Here is a 16,517-nt window from a genome sequence, read left to right as displayed (position 1 = left end):
CTACTCACGGCGCTGGGAAGACCGGGGCATGGGCGCGATTTCCACGCGCCGGTTGCGCGACCGGCCTTCGTCGTTGGCATTGGACGCCACGGGCTGTTCGGCGCCGAAGGCGGCGGCGAACACCGACGACGATGGAATGCCCTCGTCGATCAGGGCCCGCGTCACGGTCAGCGCCCGCTGCGCCGACAGCTCCCAGTTGTCGGCGAAGCGGCGGTTGCCCTCGCGTATCAGCCGGTCGTCGGTGAAGCCGCTCACCATGATGATCTCGTCGCGAGCCTTCAGGTAGGCGCCCAGCGGCCCCACCAGGCTCTTGAGCACCTGCCGGCCTTCCGGCTGCAAGGCATCGGAATTCAGCGCGAACAGCACGTTGCCGCTGATGCCGATGCGGCCATCGACCAGCGTCACCCGTCCCGTGGCCAGCGGCCCGGCCAGCGCCTGCTCCAGGGCCTGCCGCCGCTGCACCTCGCCCTGCCGCCTCTGGACTTCCTCTTCGAGCTTGGTCGAGAGTTCCAGCTGCGTGCCGATCACGCCCACCAGGAGCAGCACGAAGGCGCCCAGCATGACCGACATCAGGTCGCCGAAGACCGCCCAGACGGGCGATGCCGCCTCGACGTTGGATTCGATGTCGTCGGCCATCAGGACACGTCGCCCGCCGGCGCCCGTTGCACGTCGAGCTGCCGCAGCTCCTCGACGATCTGTTTCTGCGACATCATGCTCAGGTCGATGACGTCCTTGGCCTGCGCGACGTAGTAGGCAAGCTGCTCGTCGCTACGCGCGACGGCCTTGTCCAGGGCGCCCTCGATGCCGCGCAGTTGCTCCATCAGTTTGTCGCTGGATTCGCCGAACAGCTTGACCGCCTGCCCCAGCGCCTCGCCCAGGCTGGCCACCTCGACGGCGCTGCCGGTCACCTGCGCGGCCACCGACTCCAGTTTGCCGGTCTCGGCGCCGACCTGCTCGGTGAAGCGCGTGCCCACCCGGTCCAGCATGTCGGCCGACGCCGCCACCAGCGCATCGACCGCCTCGCGCTGTTCGGTGCTGGCGTGGTTGACGGTGTCCAGCAGGCTGCCCACCGTTTGCAGCAACCGCTCGCGCTCTTCCAGCATCGCGTTGTCGCGCGTCATGCCGTCCGACAACTGCTGCCGCAATTCGCCGATGATCCGGGCCGCCGCCAGCGGGGCTTCCGAGGCCGCCTGCACCAGCCGCTCGATCTCGGCGATGGTGGCGCGGGCATGGGCCTGGGACTCGGACGAGATCTCGTCGGCCGTGCGCGCCAGCGTCTCGCAGACCTCCTGTTGCCGGCCCGCGATCTGCGCGCCGGCCTCGCGCCATTCCTGGCTGAGCGAGCCGGCCAGGGTTTCCAGGGCGCCGGTCCAGGCCGCCTGCCGCGCCTCGTCGCGCGAGGCCAGCTCGGACCGCAGTTCGCCATGGGCCTGTCCCACCGTGTCCAGCAGCGAGGCCGCATGGCGCTCGAAGGTGGCCGCGGCCTCGGCCAGCGCCTGACGCGTGTCGCCGGACAACTGCTCGCTGGCCTGTCCATGCCGCGCAAGCGCCTCGTTCCAGGCGCCCGATACGTTCTGGACGGCGGCCTCCAACTGGCCGGCCACCCGTTCCACCAGGCTGGCCGCCCCCTGCCCGAACGTTTCGGCGAAACGGTCGAACGACGCCCGCATGTCGCCGGCCAGCGCCTCGCCCGTGCGCCGGTGCTCGTCCAGCGCCGTGCTCCATGCGCCGGACACTGTCCCCGCCGTGGCATCCAGGCGGGCGGCGATCCCGTCCACCAGCCCCGCCGAACGCTGCTCGAAATCTTCCGCCAGCCGGTCGAACGAGGCGCGGACGTCGCCGGCCAGCGCCTCGCTGGTGCGCTGGTGCCCGTCCAGCGCCGCGCTCCACGCCTGCGACACCTGTCCGGCCACGTTCTCCAGCCGTGCGGCCACGGTCTCCACCATCTCGGTCGAACGCTGCGCGAAGGCCTGCGCGACGCCATCGAACGTGGCGCGCAGCTCGCCCGACACGGTCTCGCTGGTCTGCTGGTGCGCCGCCAGCGCCGTTCCCCAGGTCGACGACACCTGGTCCACCGACGCCTCCAGGCGGGCGGACACGCCTTCGACCAGGCTGGCCGAACGCTGCTCGAAGGTCCGGGCGAACGCGTCCAGCGCCGTGCGCAGGTCGCCCGCCAGCGCGTCGCTGGTCTTCCGGTGCTCGCCCAGCGCGGTATTCCAGGTATCGGCCACCGTGGCGGTGCTGGTCTCGAAGCGGCTGGACAGCGTGTCCAGTTGCCGCTGCACCGCCTGCGTGACCGTCTCGTGCAGGCTGGCCGTCTCGCGCGCCAGGCCGGCCATCGCGGTCTCGACCGCCGGCTGGATCGTGGCGCCGGCCACCCGCGCGCTGTCGGCCAGGCTCTCCTTCAGGCTTTGCTCCACCGAACCGGCCAGGCGCCGGTACTCGGCCTCGACCCGGCCATGGAAGCTTTCCTGCCCGGCCGCCAGGCGCTCGCCCAGGGCCTCGTTGTGTTTGGCCACCGACTCGGCCAGGGCCTGCAACCGGTCGACCAGCGCCGGCATCAGGTCCGCCTGCCGCTGCAACAGCTTGAACGATTCCTCGCGCTGGTGGGCAAGCGAATACGGGCGCAGCACCGTCGCGATGCGCGTATCCAGTGCCTGCGCCGCCTGCAGGCGCTCGCGCCGGCACAGCGAGGCCAGGAGGCCCAGCATCGCCGACGCCGCCACGCCCGCCACCGAGGTCCCGAAGGCGAAGCCCAGCCCCTTGACCGGCGCCGCCAGCGACGCGCGGATCGCCTGCAGGTCGGTCGCGCTTTCCAGCGCGACCCCCGTGCCCCGCAGCGTCGCCACCATGCCCAGGAACGTCCCCAGCATGCCCAGCAACACCAGCAGGCCGGCCAGATACGGCGTCAGTGCCGGCCCCGGCAGCCCCACCCTTTCACCCTCGACGCGCAGCCGCACGGCGTTGCGCAGCGACGGATGCACCTGCTCCAGCCACGTCCCCAGGCTGGACGGCGGCGCCGACAGATCCGCCGCGGCGCGTGCCAGCGACGACGTCGCCTCGTGGAAACGGCGCAGTTCCAGCCCACCCAGCACGTAGAACGCGGCGATCAGCAGGATCACCGCCAGCGCCAGCAGGTTCGAGCCGACATAGCCCACGCCCACCCAGCCCACCACGGCCAGACCCACGAAGAAAACCACGAAAGGAAGATATCTGCTCATCTAGGACGGATCAGCTTGCGCGAAGGGCCGCCAGCAGCCCCTCGACCGGTTGAAATCGGAAATCCAGCTCGGCCAGCAGGACGCCCCGCATGTCCGCGCGGAAGGTGTCCAGCCAGGGGCCGGGATCGTTGTCGTTGTTGGCGGGATCCTGGCCGGCCTTGCGCAGGCGCAGGAAATGGCCTTCCAGCAGGCCGGGCACCGAGGCCAGCAGATTGCGCTCCTGCGTGCCCAGCACCCGCTCCATGACCGCGTCCACCGCGGCCAGCCGCGCCATCTCGGGCGAGCCGGCGGCCAGCATGGCCCGCAGGCGGCCACGCAGGGCCGCGATGCCGGTCTCCATCTGCTGCTGCTTGGCCAGGCAGCGCTGGCGGTAGCGGGAAAAATCGGTGTCGTCGTCCGGATCGACCAGCAGCGCGGGATCGCGCCGGTGGCGGCTGCGCACGGGGCGCAGCACCCGGTCCCGCTCGATGGCCAGGGCCAGTTCGTCCCGCACCCGCGCGCTATCCTCCCGCGCGGCCGTATCGCTGGCGGGCATGCTGGCGGGCGCCGCTTTCGCGTTGCCGCTCAATACCGCGGACAGCGCGATGGCATCGGTCCAGCCGAGCCACAGGCTCAGCCGGTCGGCAAGCGGCTGCCGGGGGGTGGGAACGTGGGCGTGCGCCAGGCGGGCAAGCAGGCGGACGAAAGCCGGGCCGCTGGCGCCTGTGCGCCCGGACATGTGCGCCATGGGACCGGACGGGCAAAAGCCGGAAGTTTACACGGCTGGCCGCCCCCCAACCCGCCTGGGGCAACGGGAATAGAAGTGGTTACATCTGCATTGACAGAGCCGGCCCTAGTCGGCCGCTTCGATCTTCCGGTAGACCTTGAACCCCTGGCTGCGCACCGTCGCCACCGGCAGCTCCAGCCCGCACGCCTGTTCCACCTTGCGCCGCAGGCGGCGCATCTGCGTATCCAGGCGACGCTGGTCGTAATCCAGGAAATTCTCGCCCAGCGCCTGCACGATGGCCTTGCGCGTCACGCATTCGCCGGTGCCGTCGGCCAGGGCGCGCAGCACGCGATAGTCCTGTCCCGACAGCGGGATCGGCGCGAAGCCGGGAGGCGTCAGGCTGGGCGGCGCCGAGGACAGCCGCCATGTCTCGTCGGCCATCCCGGCCGGCTGCAGGCGCTCGTCCGGCAGCACGTCGTCGCGGGCGGAAATGTCGCGGGCCACCGCCACGCGATGCGCCTTGTCGTCCGACAGGCGCGCCGACCACATGATGTGGGCCACGCTGCCGTCCTTGCGGACATAGCGGTTCTCGAAATAACGCTGGAGATAGCCGGCCTCGATCCGCTCCACCGCGTGCAGCGTACGCGCGCGGTCATCGGGATGGACGAACTCGATCATGCGCCGCCCCACCATTTCCTCGGGCTTGTAGCCGAAGATGCCCTCGCCCGCCCCGGTAATGGACAGGAAACGGCCGTCATGGTCCACGACGCAGATGGCGTCGAGCAGCAGGTCCAGGACTTCGGCGGGCGGCAGCTTGGCCATCGGGTCGTTCGGGCGATTGTTCGTCAAAGGTACGTATCGGCGGTGACTTTCATGGCCCGTCGGCCTTCATGGCGCCTTCCGCTATCGCAGCGTTGATGTCCTCGATGCTTAGCTTGGCGCCGTTGGTCTTGCCTTTCAGAATGCCGCGCAATTGTCCGAAGGACGGCCCCGGGGCGGTCACCGTCAATCTGCCCATGGCTTACCTCCAGTTACCCAGTCATTGCAATGCAATTTTGCATTACAAGAAAGATGAATGGAAGGTAAACGGAGAATTCAACCCAGGTATTTCTGCCGGATCGACCCCACGTGCGCTTCCATCGTGCGCACCGCTCCGGCGCGGTCGCCGCGCCGGATACAGTCCAGCAGGTCCTCCAGCTCCGCCACGTTCGCCCGCTCGCCCGCGTCCACCTTGGGGCGGAACCACAGCAGCATGGAACGATCGAGCAGCAGCGCCGCGAAATCCGACAAGGTGCGGTTGTCCGCCGTGTCGTACAGCAGATGGTGGAAGCGCCGGTCGATCTCCATGCCGCCCGCGTGGTCCTTGGCCCGATAGCGTTCCCAGCCGGCGTCCACCAGCTCCTGCAACTGCTGGACGATCTCGGGATGCATGTGGTCCACCGCCAGCCCCGCCAGATAGGGTTCGATCAACTGGCGCGCGGCGATCAGCTCCAGGAAACCATCCAGGGTCTCGGCCTTGACCAGCAGCCCCTTGCGCGGAAGGATCTCCACCAGCCCCTCGCGGGCCAGCCGGTGCGTCGCCAGATGGATGGGACTGCGCCCCAGGTCCAGCCGCTGGCACAACTGCGCGACGTTGATGTGTTCGCCCGGCCGCAGTTCGTGCGACAGGATCATCCGCTTGACCGCAACATAAGCCTGCTCGCCCAGCGAGGGCGAGCCGCTGGCGTGTTCATCGCCGTCGCGGGCGGCGGCAGGTCGCGAGGTCTTCGAGGGTCTGGGCATGCGGCATGGTCAAGCGTGGCGGGTGCGCCCGCGATTGTAGCCTCGCGGGCCCCCTGCCCCGGCTCACTCCGGCTTGAGTCCCGCCTTCTCCACCGCGACGCGGTACTGGTCCGACTGCTGCTGCAGGAAACGCGCGAACTCGGCCGGGGCCGACGGCTTGGCCTCCATGCCCTGCTGCTGCAGCGTCTTGCGCACCTCCGGATCCTGCAAGGCCTGCGCGAACAGGTCATGCAGACGGTCCACCCGATCCTGCGCCACGCCGGCGCGGGTCAGCAAGCCCATCCAGGTTTCCGACGCGAACCCTGTCAGCCCCGCCTCGGCAAAAGTCGGCACCCCCGGCAGCGCGGCCGAACGGCTCGCCCCGGACACCGCCAGCGCCTTCAGCTTGCCCGCCGCGATGTGCGGCGCCACCACGCCCACGTCGCCCAGCGTCGCGTCCACCTCGCCCGACAGCACCGCCATCGTGGCCGGTGCCGAGCCCTTATAGGGCACGTGCAGCATCTCCATGCCCGCGCGCTGCTTGAACAGCTCGAAGCCCAGATGGCCCGACGACCCATTGCCGAAGGACGAGAAACTCGCCTTGCCCTGCTGCGCCTTCGCCCAGTCGATGAACCCCTTCAGGTCATGGGCGGGGACCTTGGACGAGACGACCAGCACATGCGGATTCGAGGCCAGCGCCGTCACCGGCTGGAAATCCTTGCGCGTATCGAACGGCAGATTCTTGATCAGATAAGGATTGATGACGAAGCTCGCCGCCATCATCAACACCGTCTGCCCGTCCGCCGGCTTGGCCAGCAGCGCCTGCGCACCGATGACCGTGCCGCCGCCGGGACGGTTCTCCACCACCACCGATACCCCCGCCGCCTTGCCCACCACCTGGGCCAGCGCGCGCGCCAAGGCGTCGGACGACCCGCCCGCGGCATAGGGCACGATCAGCGTCAGGGGTTGCGAGGGAAACGACTGCGCCATCGGGGCGGTGGATGCCAGCGACAACGCCAGGCCCAACATGAGCTTCTTCATGATCAGCCCCCCGCGCCCAGTCTGGCCTGGCCCTGGATCTCGACCAGGATTTCCGGCTTGGCCAGCCCCTTCACCTCCACCAGCGCGCAGGCCGGGAAATCGCCCGTGAAGAACTCGCGGCGCGCCTTCCAGACCCCCTGGTTGCCCGACATGCGCGTCACGAACACCGTCAGCGTGACCACGTCGTCGATCTTGCCGCCGGCCGCTTCCACCAGGTGCTTGATCTTGGCGAAGATGAACTGCGACTGCTCGTATTCGTCGCTGCCCTGGATGGTGTCGCCGTCGTTGGCGCGGGAGGTCAGGCCCGACAGATAGAGGGTGTCGCCCACTTGCAGGCAGTTGGACCAGAGGCCGGGAGCGGCTTCGGCGACGTGAGGGGTGGTGATGCGTTGCTTGCGGGGCATGGAGGGCTCTCCGTGTGAAATGTTTGTGATATTTCACAAGGGTCCCACAAAAGGAACTCGAAAGCAATCGTCTTGGTGGGAAATACTCGTCCATTTTTCGGTTGTAGCGCGCCAGGGCGAAACCCATACTGGCCCCCTGTCCAGACAAGCCGCCTCCGACCATGCTGATCACCGACCACCGGCAAATCGACACCTACTACCGCGCCCTGCTCGACCGCGCCGCCGATCACGTCGGCATCTTCTACGTCGGCGTAAGAACCACCGGCGTGTTCTGCATCGCCACCTGCCGGGCACGCAAGCCCAAGCGCGAGAACGTGGTGTTCTACACCGACTTCAAGGAAGCGCTGGACGCCGGCTACCGGCCGTGCAAGGTATGCCGGCCGACCGAGAACGCCCATGCCGCGCCGCCGGAAGTGGCCCAGGCCGTCGACTGGGTGCGCCAGCACCCCAAGGAGCGGCTGAGCGATTGGCAGCTCAGGCAGCGCGGGCTGAGTCCCGAGCGCATCCGGCGCTGGTTCCAGCAGCACCACCGCATGAGCTTCCAGGCGTTCCAGCGTTCGCTGCGCATCAATACGGCGCTGGAGGAATTGAAGACCGGGCGCCGTGCGACGGACGCCGCGCTGGACAACGGCTACGACTCGCTTAGCGGCTTTGGCTACACCGTCAAGAAGCTGACCGGCGGCGCGCCCACGGCCGAGGCGCGCGTGCTGCTCATCCATCGCTTCACCACGCCGCTGGGGCCGATGTTCGCCTGCGCCAGCGAGCGCGGCGTCTGCCTGCTGGAGTTCGTCGACCGCCGGATGCTGGAGACCGAGTTCAAGGATCTGCAAAGGCTGCTGCGGGCGCGCATCCTGGCGGGAGAAAACGCACATACGCGGCAGGCCGAGCGCGAGATCGGCGAGTACTTCGCGGGCACGCGACAGGGGTTCGATCTGGTGCTGGACACACCGGGCAGCGAGTTCCAACAGTCGGTGTGGCAGGCGCTGCAAGCCATTCCCTATGGCCGCACCGCCAGCTACGCCGACCAGGCGCAGAAACTGGGCAAGCCGCAGGCCGTGCGCGCGGTGGCCGGCGCCAATGGCGCCAACCGGGTGGCGATCGTCGTGCCTTGCCACCGGGTCGTGGGCAAGGATGGAGCATTGACGGGCTACGGCGGCGGCCTGGCCCGCAAGCAGTGGCTGCTGGAGCACGAACAGCGGCATGCGCGCGGGGGATAGCCCGCGTCAGCCCAGTTCCGCCACCGGCTCGATCCCTGCCCAGCCTCCGTCCACATACAGCAGCGGCTGCAACTCACCGCTGCGGCAACCCGCCTCCACCTCCCCCACGATCAGGGTGTGCGTGCCCGCCTCCATGCTCCGCACCAGGGCACAATCGAAGGCCAGCACCGCGCCCTTGAGCATGGGCACGCCCGACGGCGCGCTCGTCCAGTCGTCCGCGCCGAATCGGGCTTCTCCCGCCATGCCCCCCTGCCCCGCGAACCGCTTGGCTACCTGGATCTGCCCGCGCTCCAGCACATTCACACAGAACCGGCCATGCCGCACCAGCCGCTCGTGTGTATAGGTGGACCGGTTGATGGCGCACACCAGTTGCACCGGCTCCATGGACAGCGACATCACCGCGGTGGCCGTCATGCCGGCCCGGTCGGGCGCCTGGCCGGTGGTGATGACGGTGACGGCGGCCGGGTAGCGCCGCATCATCCGCCGGAATTCTTCCGCGCTCAGCGCCATGGCCGGCTCCCGCTAGCGGCCGCCGATGGCGGCGTTGACCCGGGGCATGACCTGGGTGGCCATCAGTTCCATGGAGCGATAGGCCATGGCCTTGTCCACCATGTCCATCCCGGCGTAGACGATTTCGCCGAAGTCGCCCGCGGTCTCGCGCAGCGCCAGGATCTGGTCCACGACTTCGTCCACCGTGCCGGCGATCACCAGTTCGTCGACCAGCCGGTCCAGGGTGACGGCGCTGTCGTCCTCGTCGCGGTGCTTCTTGAAGATGACGTGCCGGTTGGACATCTTCATCTTGGTCAGCATCTGCTTGTAGTAGTACCGGTAGGGGCTGTTGGCGTCGCGCTTGCCGTAGGCCTGCGCCGTGGCGTCGTCGTCGGCCACGAAGATGGTCCGGGCGATGCGCCAGTCGGCCACGTCGGGTTCCACGCCCACCGAGCGCTTGCCTTCGGCGTAGTTGTCCCAATGGCTGCGCAGCCAGTGCGCCAGCAGGAAGTTGGCCGACATCGGATGGAAGTCGCGCCGGCCCATGGCGACGACGCCCTTGGAGAACGGCGCCACCACGGTGCCGACGATCTCGGGATACGGCCGCTGGTAGGGCTTGGGCATGATGCCGCGGCCGATCTCGAAGGCGGAGGTGGTGGCCGTGGTGACCTTGTAGCGGTTGTCGGGCAGGTCGATGTCGTAGGGCGCGTTCTTTTCCCAGATGGCCAGGATGACGTCGATGGCTTCGGCGAACAGGCGGTTGCGGTCCTGGTCCAGGATACCGAGCGCCTCGGCGTCGGAGGCCAGCGCGCCGGGGCTGATGCCGAAGATGAAGCGGCCCTTGGCCAGGTGGTCGAACATGGCCGCCTGGGCGGCCAGCAGCGTGGGGTGCGAGTGCGACAGGTTCGAGGTGCCGGAGGCGAGCTTGATCTGGGTAGTGACCGGGATCAGGGTCGCCAGGAACAGCAGGCTGTTGGTGACGTTCTCGGCCTGGTCGGTCAGGTGTTCGCCCACGAAGGCGTCGTGGAAACCCAGCCTGTCGGCCAGGATGATGGCTTCGCGGTCTTCCTGCAGGGTCTCGGTGGGGTTGCGATGCAGGGGATGCAGCGGCATCGTGAAGTAACCCAGGCGCATGTCCATGTCCTATCTCGTTGCGGTGTCATTGCGGCGGCACGCCGGCGGCCTTGACCTGGCGGGCCCAGTAGTCGATCTTTTCGCGCGAGAAGCGCACGTATTCCTGCCGGCTCATGGGCAGCGGCTCCATGCCCAGTTCGTTCAGCTTGGCGACGAAGGCCGGGTCGTGGGCGGCCTCGTCCATCCAGGCGTGCAGCTTGGCCAGGATGGGCGCGGGCGTGCCCTTGGGCGCCACCAGTCCCAGGTGGAAGTCGAGTTCGTATCCCGGGTAGGTCTCGGCGATGGTGGGCACGTCGGGCCAGGCGCCGTAGCGCTTGCTGGCGGTCACGCCCAGCGGCACCAGCTTGCCGCCCGGGATCTGGCCGACCGCCGGCAGGTACTCCATGAAGATCACCTGGATGTGGCCGCCCAGCAGGTCCGAGGTGGCGTTGCCGATGGATTTGTAGGACACGCCCTTGAGCGGTGCGCCGGACTTCAGCCGGAACAGTTCACCCGACATCTGCGAAGCCGAGTTGTAGTAGCCGAAGAAGGCCTTGTCGGGATGCGCCTTGGCATGGTCCGCCAACTGGCGGACGGAGGTGATGCCCGATTCCTTGCTGACCATGGCCACGGAAGCCGAGAGGCCGAAGGGCGCGATGTGCTCAAAATCGGCCATCGCGTCGTAGGGAAGTTGTTTGTACAGGCTGACGTTGGCGGCGTGCGTGGTGTTGGTGCTGAGTTCCAGCGTATAGCCGTCGGGCGCCGCTTCCTTCACGTAGCGCGTGCCGATGATGCCGTTGGCGCCAGCGCGGTTCTCGACCACCACGGGCTGCCCCGTCTTCTTCTGCAGGTATTCGCCGAACACGCGTCCGACGATGTCGCTGGAGCCGCCGGGCGCGAATGGCACGACGAGGCGCACGGGGCGGTCCGGGTAGGTGTCGTTGGCATGCGCGGCCCAGGGCGCGGCGAATGCCGCGATGGCCAGCATCGATCCCGCCAGCCAGCGGTGCACGGACATGGTGGTCTCCTCCTGTCGTTTTGATTGACGCCAGTATAGGCAGGAGGATCAAGCACAAGAACGGTCAAAGTTCCATGTTATGGAATTCATGAAAAACGCCCGGACAGCCCCGGGAGCGGCCTACCCCAGCAGGTGCCGCGAACCCGACCCGCGCACCGCCACGCGCCATTTCTCTTCCTGCTGCTGTTGCAGGCGCGCGCTTTCGTACAGCTTGGCGATCAGCGCGGCCTCGTGCCGCAGCCTGCCCACCAGTTCCTGCAGGTAGCCCCCCTTCATCCGGCTGGCCTCGGCCACCGCGCACAAGGAACCGATGGGATAGTTCCGCTCGTCCAGTATCGGCACCGCCACGCCCGCGTTGCCCTTGTACGAACGCATCGTGCGCCGGGCGTAGCCGTTGCGGCGGGTCTTCAGGATGGACTCGGCGATATGCTCGAAGGTCAGGGTGTCCTCCGGGCGGACGCGGCGGCGGTTGAAGCCGATGACGTCCTGGATTTCCGGCTCGGGCAGGAAGGCCAGCACGGCCAGGCTGAACGAGCCTATGCCCAGCGGCCAGCGGTCGTTCACCTCCAGCAGCAGGCCGGCCTCGTCGGCCACGGCCACGTGCTTGTCCAGGCACAGCATGTCGTAGCCGCTGCGCACGCCCAGGTACGCCGCGGTGCCCGTCCCCTCGGCCAGGCGCGCCAGGGACGCCCCGGCCAGCGGCTGCAGGTCGAAGCAGGAACGCACGGCGATGCCGAAGGCGAAGACGTCCGGCCCCAGCCGGTAGTTGCGCGTGCCCGCCGGACGCTCGACCAGGCGCTCGTCCACCATGGCCGCGAGCAGGCGATGCACCGTGGCCTTGGGCAGGTCGGTCAGCCGGCTGATGTCCATCAGCGGCGCTCCCATGGATCCGAAGGTCGCCAGCGTCCGCAGCAGCAATGCGGCGCGCGTGGTGCTTTGCGCGCCTTCCATGCGCGCCGTCGATCTTGTCGTGGCCATCTCTCGCGGTCTAACTTGAAAAATATTTCCATGATACGGAATATTCGTCGGGACCGCGGGAAATCGCCCGTGACGCCGTTGATGGCGCCAGACCCCGCTCGCTAGACTGGCCGCACGATGAACCCGTCCCGCCGGCATCCGGCGGGCAAGAACCTGGAGCAGGGACAGACATGGTTGGAAGTTCGGATCCGCGATGGAAGGAAGGCTTCACCGCACTGGGGAACACGCGGCTGCACTACGTCGAGGCCGGCCAGGGGGAGCCCTTGATCCTCCTGCACAGCAACGGCAGCTCCGTCTTCGAGTTCCAGTTCGTGATCGAGGACCTGGCCCGGCGCCACCACGTATACGCCATCGACCTGCCCGGCCAGGGGGACTCCGATCCGCTCGTCCATCACTGGACCTATCCCATGTATGCCCGCGCCGTGGCCGCCTTCATGGACGAGCACGGTCTGGCCCAGGCCACCGTGCTCGGAACCTCCATAGGCGGCGTCATCTGCCTGGCCCTGGCCGAACACCATGCGCAGCGGATGCGCGCCGTCATCCTGGTCGAGACGCCCATCCGCTCGGCCCAGGCCTGGGCGGACCGCTGGGCCTACGTGGAAAGCAATTTCGCGCTGCCCATCCAGACCTTCGACAACGTGGCCGCCCGCCTCGGCAACCTGACACCTGAGCTGCACCAGCGTTGGAACATCGATCGCAGCAAGGCCGGCGCGCATGCCATGATGGACGCCATGTGGGCCCTGCGCGAGTACGACGCGCCGCAAGGGCTGGCCCGTTCCCAGGTCCCCACTTACGCGATCCTGGGCTCGAAAGGCCCGGTGGGCGACAGTCTCGATGCGCTGCGCCAGGCCCTGCCGCCCGACCGCCTGTCCATCATGGAAGGCTGTGGACACTTCCCCATGATCGAGGATCCCGCCCGCTTCGTCGAACACGTCGAGCGCTACACCGGATCGCGCTAGGCGAACCGCCCTGCCATACACTCCGAACAGGCCGCGGCCTGTTTTTTTTCGCCCGGCCCATGGATAAGGATTCCAGAATGGAGACATCGCTGCATGGCGTCCGGATACTCGACCTGACTCATGTCCAGGCCGGCCCGAGCGCGACCCAATTGCTGGCGTGGCTGGGCGCCGAGGTCATCAAGGTCGAACCGCCGCAGGGCGACATCACCCGCCACCACCTGCGGCACGCCGACGGCATCGACAGCCTGTATTTCTCGATGCTCAACTGCAACAAGCAATCCGTGGTGATCGACCTCAGGCAGGCCGAAGGCGTGGCGCTGCTGCTGCGGCTGGCCCGGCGCTGCGACGTGCTGGTCGAGAACTTCGCGCCAGGCGTCATGGACAGGCTCGGGCTGGGCTGGGAGACCCTGCATGCCGCGCAACCCGGGCTGATCGTCGGCTCCATCAAGGGCTTCGGCGACACCGGCCCCTACAAGGACCTGAAGGCCTACGAGAACATCGCCCAGGCCATGGGCGGCGCGATGAGCGTGACCGGCACGGCCGACGGCCCGCCCACCGTCAGCGGCGCGCAGATCGGCGACTCGGGCACCGGGCTGCACCTGGCCGTCGGCCTGCTGGCCGCCCTGCACCAGCGCACGCGCACGGGCCTGGGCCAGCGGGTCGAATGCGCCATGATGGATGCGGTCATGAACCTGGGCCGCGTCAAGTGGCGCGACCACCAGCGGCTGACCCACGAGCAGGATGCCGGCGGCGACCTGCCCCGCGCCGGCAATCATTCCGGCGGCGCCTTGCCGGGCAACACCGTCCGGTGCAAGCCCGAGGGCCCCAACGACTATCTCTACATCGTCCTGCAGGACACGACCTGGGAACCCCTGGCCCGCTTCCTGGGCGGCGAGGCGCTGGCGCGCGATCCGCGCTTCGCCACGGCGGCCGCCAGGCAGCGCAACCAGGGCGCGCTCTGGGCCCGCATCGAGTCCGTCACCCGGCGCCACACGAAGACGGACATGTTCGAGGCCCTGACGAAGCTGGGCGTCGCCTGCGGCCCCGTGCTGGGCACGGGCGAGCTGGCCGCCAACGGCCACGTCCGGCAGCGCGGCATGTACGTGCACATCGACGACGCCCGGCGCGGCCCCTGGGCCACCGTCGGCATGCCCATCCGGCTGTCCGGCTCGCACGTGGACATCGTGCGCGCGCCCTACCTGGGCGAGCATACGGACGCGGTCCTGCACGGCCTCGCGGAACTGGACGACGCCGCGATCCAGGCGCTGCGGGAACGGCGCGTCATCGGCTAGCAGCGCTCTTCTCCGGCGCCAGACTGTTGCCTTCAGCAAACATTCGAACAAAAAGTAAACATAAGTACAAATGAAAACAATTATTATTCAATAAATTAGGGGACTCAAACCGACCATCACGAGGGAGAAAATGGCAGCCCGCCCAGCCGTACCCGTTCGACTCAAGCAGCTCAGCCTGTGCATCGCCGCAGCCCTGCCCCTGTCCACCCTGGCGCAGGAAACTCCGGCCGTGTTGCCGGCAATCACGGTGAACGCCGCCCCCGAGGGCGAGGACTCCGCCACCACCGAAGGCACCGGGTCATACACCACGACGGGCCCCTCCCGCACCGCCACCCCGCTGGGCCTGAGCCTGCGCGACACGCCCCAGTCCGTGACGGTGGTCACGCAGCAGCGTTTCGAAGACCAGCGGTTGCAGACCATCACGGACGTGCTGAACAACACCACGGGCGTCTCGGTGAACCAGTACGAGACGCATCGCGCCCAGTTCAACGCGCGTGGCTTCGACATCAATGCCTTGATGATCGACGGCGTGCCGACCACCTGGGACCAGCCCTGGAGCTCGGGCGAGATCTTCAGCAGCCTGGTCACCTACGACCGGGTGGAAATCGTGCGCGGCGCGACCGGGCTGACCACCGGCTCGGGCAATCCCTCCGCGGCCGTCAACATGGTCCGCAAGCGGGCCAGCAGCAAGGAATTCACCGGCGCCGCGGAACTGGACCTGGGCAGCTGGAACCAGCGCCGCGGCATGGTCGACCTGTCCACCCCGGTCAACACGGCCAAGACGGTGCGGCTGCGTGTCGTGGGCGAACACGCGGAACGCGACAGCTGGGCCGATCGGCTCAGCAACAAGAACCAGACGCTGTTCGCCACGCTGGAAGCCGACCTGACCAGCAACACCCTGCTGACGGCGGGCCTGAGCTACCAGAAGGGCAAGGCGCGCGGCCCGATGTGGGGCGGCCTGCCGCTGTGGTACAGCGACGGCACGCCCACGAACTGGGACCGATCCAAGAGCGCGGCGGCCGACTGGACGCGCTGGAACACCACCTACCAGACCTATTTCGCCTCGCTCCAGCACCGATTCGACAACGACTGGCGGGTCAAGCTCAGCTATAACCGCAGCGAACGCAAGGCCGACTCCTACCTGCTGTACCTGTCGGGCGCGCCCGATCGGACGACCGGCCTGGGCATGACCACCTTCGCCGGTTCCTATGACGTCAAGACGACCCAGGACGACGTGGCGGTACAGGCCGACGGCCCGTTCGAACTGCTGGGCCGCAAGCACCAACTGGCCTTCGGCTACGTCTACGCCAACCAGAAGTTCAACGCCGATGCGCGGGCGGCCACGCCGGCCGGCGGCCTCGCGCCGGATTTCAACGCCTGGAACGGCTCCTTCCCGGAACCCGTCTGGGGCGCCCCCACCTTCTACGAGAACGGCACCACCACGCAGCAGGCGCTGTACGGCGTCGCGCGCTTCAACGTGACCGATCCGCTCAAGGTGATCGTCGGGGCCCGGGTCACCGACTACCGCAAGAAAGGCGACGTGGCCTACAGCGGCGCCTACGAGGTCAAGAGCGACAACGAAGTGACGCCCTACGCCGGCGTGATCTACGACCTGAACGACACGTACTCGCTCTACGCCAGCTACACCAACATCTTCCTGCCCCAGAACGCGCGCGACGTCACCGGGCGCTATCTCGATCCCGTCAAGGGCAAGGCCATGGAAACCGGCATCAAGGGCGAGTTCCTGAATGGCCGGGTGAACGCGTCCGCGTCCGTGTTCCACATCAAGCAGAACAACCTGGCACAGCAGACCACGGACACGGTGCCCGGAACCAACCCGCCGGAAACGGCCTACCGCGCCGTGGACGGCGCGACCAGCAAGGGCTTCGAGCTGGAAGTCGCGGGCGAACTGGCTCCCAACTGGAACCTGAGCGCCGGCTACACGCACTTCCGGGCCAAGGCCGCCGACGGCACGGACGTGAACAGCCTGTATCCGCGCCGGCTGTTCCGCCTCTTCACCACCTACCGCCTGCCCGGCGCATGGAGCGGGCTGACGTTGGGCGGCGGCCTGAGCTGGCAGGGCAAGACCTACACGCATGCCACCAACCCGCTGGGCGTGGTCGAGAAGGTCGAACAGAAGGACTACGCCCTGGTCGGCCTGATGGCACGCTACGAGATCAACAAGCAGATGACCGCGCAGCTGAACATCAACAACCTGTTCGACAAGAAGTACTACGGCATGTTCGCGGCCTACAGCCAGCTGACCTACGGCGCGCCGCGCAACGTCACGGTCAGCCTGAAGTACAAGTTCTGAACGC

At 68.0% G+C, this 16,517-nt stretch carries 16 protein-coding genes; 4 read left to right on the top strand and 12 right to left on the bottom strand.

Annotation, left to right across the window (positions count from 1 at the left end; genetic code table 11):
- The 8 genes from EGT29_RS11940 to EGT29_RS11905 form a co-directional block, all read right to left on the bottom strand.
- Positions 1-636: an OmpA family protein gene (locus EGT29_RS11940; RefSeq protein WP_124689201.1), complete on the bottom strand. Its 636-nt coding sequence runs from the start codon at positions 634-636 to the stop codon at positions 1-3.
- Positions 636-3,221, bottom strand: coding sequence for a DUF802 domain-containing protein (locus EGT29_RS11935; RefSeq protein ID WP_124689200.1), 2,586 nt, complete (start codon positions 3,219-3,221; stop codon positions 636-638). The genes EGT29_RS11940 and EGT29_RS11935 overlap by 1 nt, the downstream gene beginning before the upstream one ends.
- A 10-nt stretch (positions 3,222-3,231) precedes the next feature.
- Positions 3,232-3,948, bottom strand: coding sequence for a DUF3348 domain-containing protein (locus EGT29_RS11930; RefSeq protein ID WP_124689199.1), 717 nt, complete (start codon positions 3,946-3,948; stop codon positions 3,232-3,234).
- A 105-nt stretch (positions 3,949-4,053) separates the two neighbouring features.
- A complete protein-coding gene (locus EGT29_RS11925) occupies positions 4,054-4,776 on the bottom strand; it encodes a PAS domain S-box protein (RefSeq protein WP_238160379.1) in 723 nt (240 codons plus the stop codon).
- Positions 4,777-4,798: 22 nt separating this feature from the next.
- On the bottom strand, positions 4,799-4,945 hold the full coding sequence (locus EGT29_RS11920; RefSeq protein WP_192901811.1) for a hypothetical protein: 147 nt from the start codon (positions 4,943-4,945) through the stop codon (positions 4,799-4,801).
- A 77-nt stretch (positions 4,946-5,022) separates the two neighbouring features.
- Positions 5,023-5,709: a GntR family transcriptional regulator gene (locus tag EGT29_RS11915; RefSeq protein ID WP_124689198.1), complete on the bottom strand. Its 687-nt coding sequence runs from the start codon at positions 5,707-5,709 to the stop codon at positions 5,023-5,025.
- Between the two features lie 63 nt (positions 5,710-5,772).
- Positions 5,773-6,729: a tripartite tricarboxylate transporter substrate binding protein gene (locus EGT29_RS11910; RefSeq protein ID WP_124689197.1), complete on the bottom strand. Its 957-nt coding sequence runs from the start codon at positions 6,727-6,729 to the stop codon at positions 5,773-5,775.
- A 2-nt stretch (positions 6,730-6,731) separates the two neighbouring features.
- Positions 6,732-7,133 (bottom strand): RidA family protein, encoded by a 402-nt coding sequence (locus EGT29_RS11905; RefSeq protein ID WP_124689196.1) that lies wholly within the window; start codon positions 7,131-7,133, stop codon positions 6,732-6,734.
- A 161-nt stretch (positions 7,134-7,294) separates the two neighbouring features.
- Between EGT29_RS11905 and EGT29_RS11900 the strand changes: the two genes are divergently transcribed.
- Positions 7,295-8,350 (top strand): bifunctional transcriptional activator/DNA repair enzyme AdaA, encoded by a 1,056-nt coding sequence (locus EGT29_RS11900; protein WP_124689195.1) that lies wholly within the window; start codon positions 7,295-7,297, stop codon positions 8,348-8,350.
- 6 nt (positions 8,351-8,356) lie between these two features.
- Here EGT29_RS11900 and EGT29_RS11895 read toward each other — a convergent pair whose 3' ends face one another.
- The 4 genes from EGT29_RS11895 to EGT29_RS11880 form a co-directional block, all read right to left on the bottom strand.
- Entirely contained in the window at positions 8,357-8,860 is a 504-nt protein-coding gene (locus EGT29_RS11895; protein WP_124689194.1) for a flavin reductase family protein, read from the bottom strand.
- Positions 8,861-8,872: 12 nt separating this feature from the next.
- The gene (locus EGT29_RS11890) at positions 8,873-9,979 is read right to left on the bottom strand and encodes an LLM class flavin-dependent oxidoreductase (protein ID WP_238160378.1); all 1,107 of its coding nucleotides are present in this window, start codon (positions 9,977-9,979) and stop codon (positions 8,873-8,875) included.
- A gap of 19 nt (positions 9,980-9,998) precedes the next feature.
- The gene (locus EGT29_RS11885; protein ID WP_124689193.1) at positions 9,999-10,970 is read right to left on the bottom strand and encodes a tripartite tricarboxylate transporter substrate binding protein; all 972 of its coding nucleotides are present in this window, start codon (positions 10,968-10,970) and stop codon (positions 9,999-10,001) included.
- Positions 10,971-11,090: 120 nt separating this feature from the next.
- Positions 11,091-11,948 carry an IclR family transcriptional regulator gene (locus EGT29_RS11880; protein WP_161567798.1) on the bottom strand — a complete coding sequence of 286 codons (858 nt, stop codon included), beginning with the start codon at positions 11,946-11,948 and terminating at the stop codon, positions 11,091-11,093.
- A 170-nt stretch (positions 11,949-12,118) separates the two neighbouring features.
- Between EGT29_RS11880 and EGT29_RS11875 the strand changes: the two genes are divergently transcribed.
- The 3 genes from EGT29_RS11875 to fhuE all read left to right on the top strand — a co-directional run bounded on the left by EGT29_RS11875 (position 12,119) and on the right by fhuE (position 16,513).
- Complete coding sequence (locus EGT29_RS11875; RefSeq protein ID WP_124689191.1) at positions 12,119-12,907, top strand: alpha/beta fold hydrolase; 789 nt, start codon at positions 12,119-12,121, stop codon at positions 12,905-12,907.
- Between the two features lie 77 nt (positions 12,908-12,984).
- A complete protein-coding gene (locus EGT29_RS11870; protein ID WP_124689190.1) occupies positions 12,985-14,199 on the top strand; it encodes a formyl-CoA transferase in 1,215 nt (404 codons plus the stop codon).
- A 130-nt stretch (positions 14,200-14,329) separates the two neighbouring features.
- Positions 14,330-16,513 (top strand): ferric-rhodotorulic acid/ferric-coprogen receptor FhuE, encoded by a 2,184-nt coding sequence (gene fhuE, locus EGT29_RS11865; protein WP_124689189.1) that lies wholly within the window; start codon positions 14,330-14,332, stop codon positions 16,511-16,513.
- Positions 16,514-16,517 lie beyond the last annotated feature (4 nt).

It is taken from the genome of Pigmentiphaga sp. H8 (assembly GCF_003854895.1).
GTDB lineage: Bacteria > Pseudomonadota > Gammaproteobacteria > Burkholderiales > Burkholderiaceae_B > Pigmentiphaga.
Note: the sequence above shows the minus strand (reverse complement) of the source record. Positions and strands in the feature narration are given on the sequence as shown.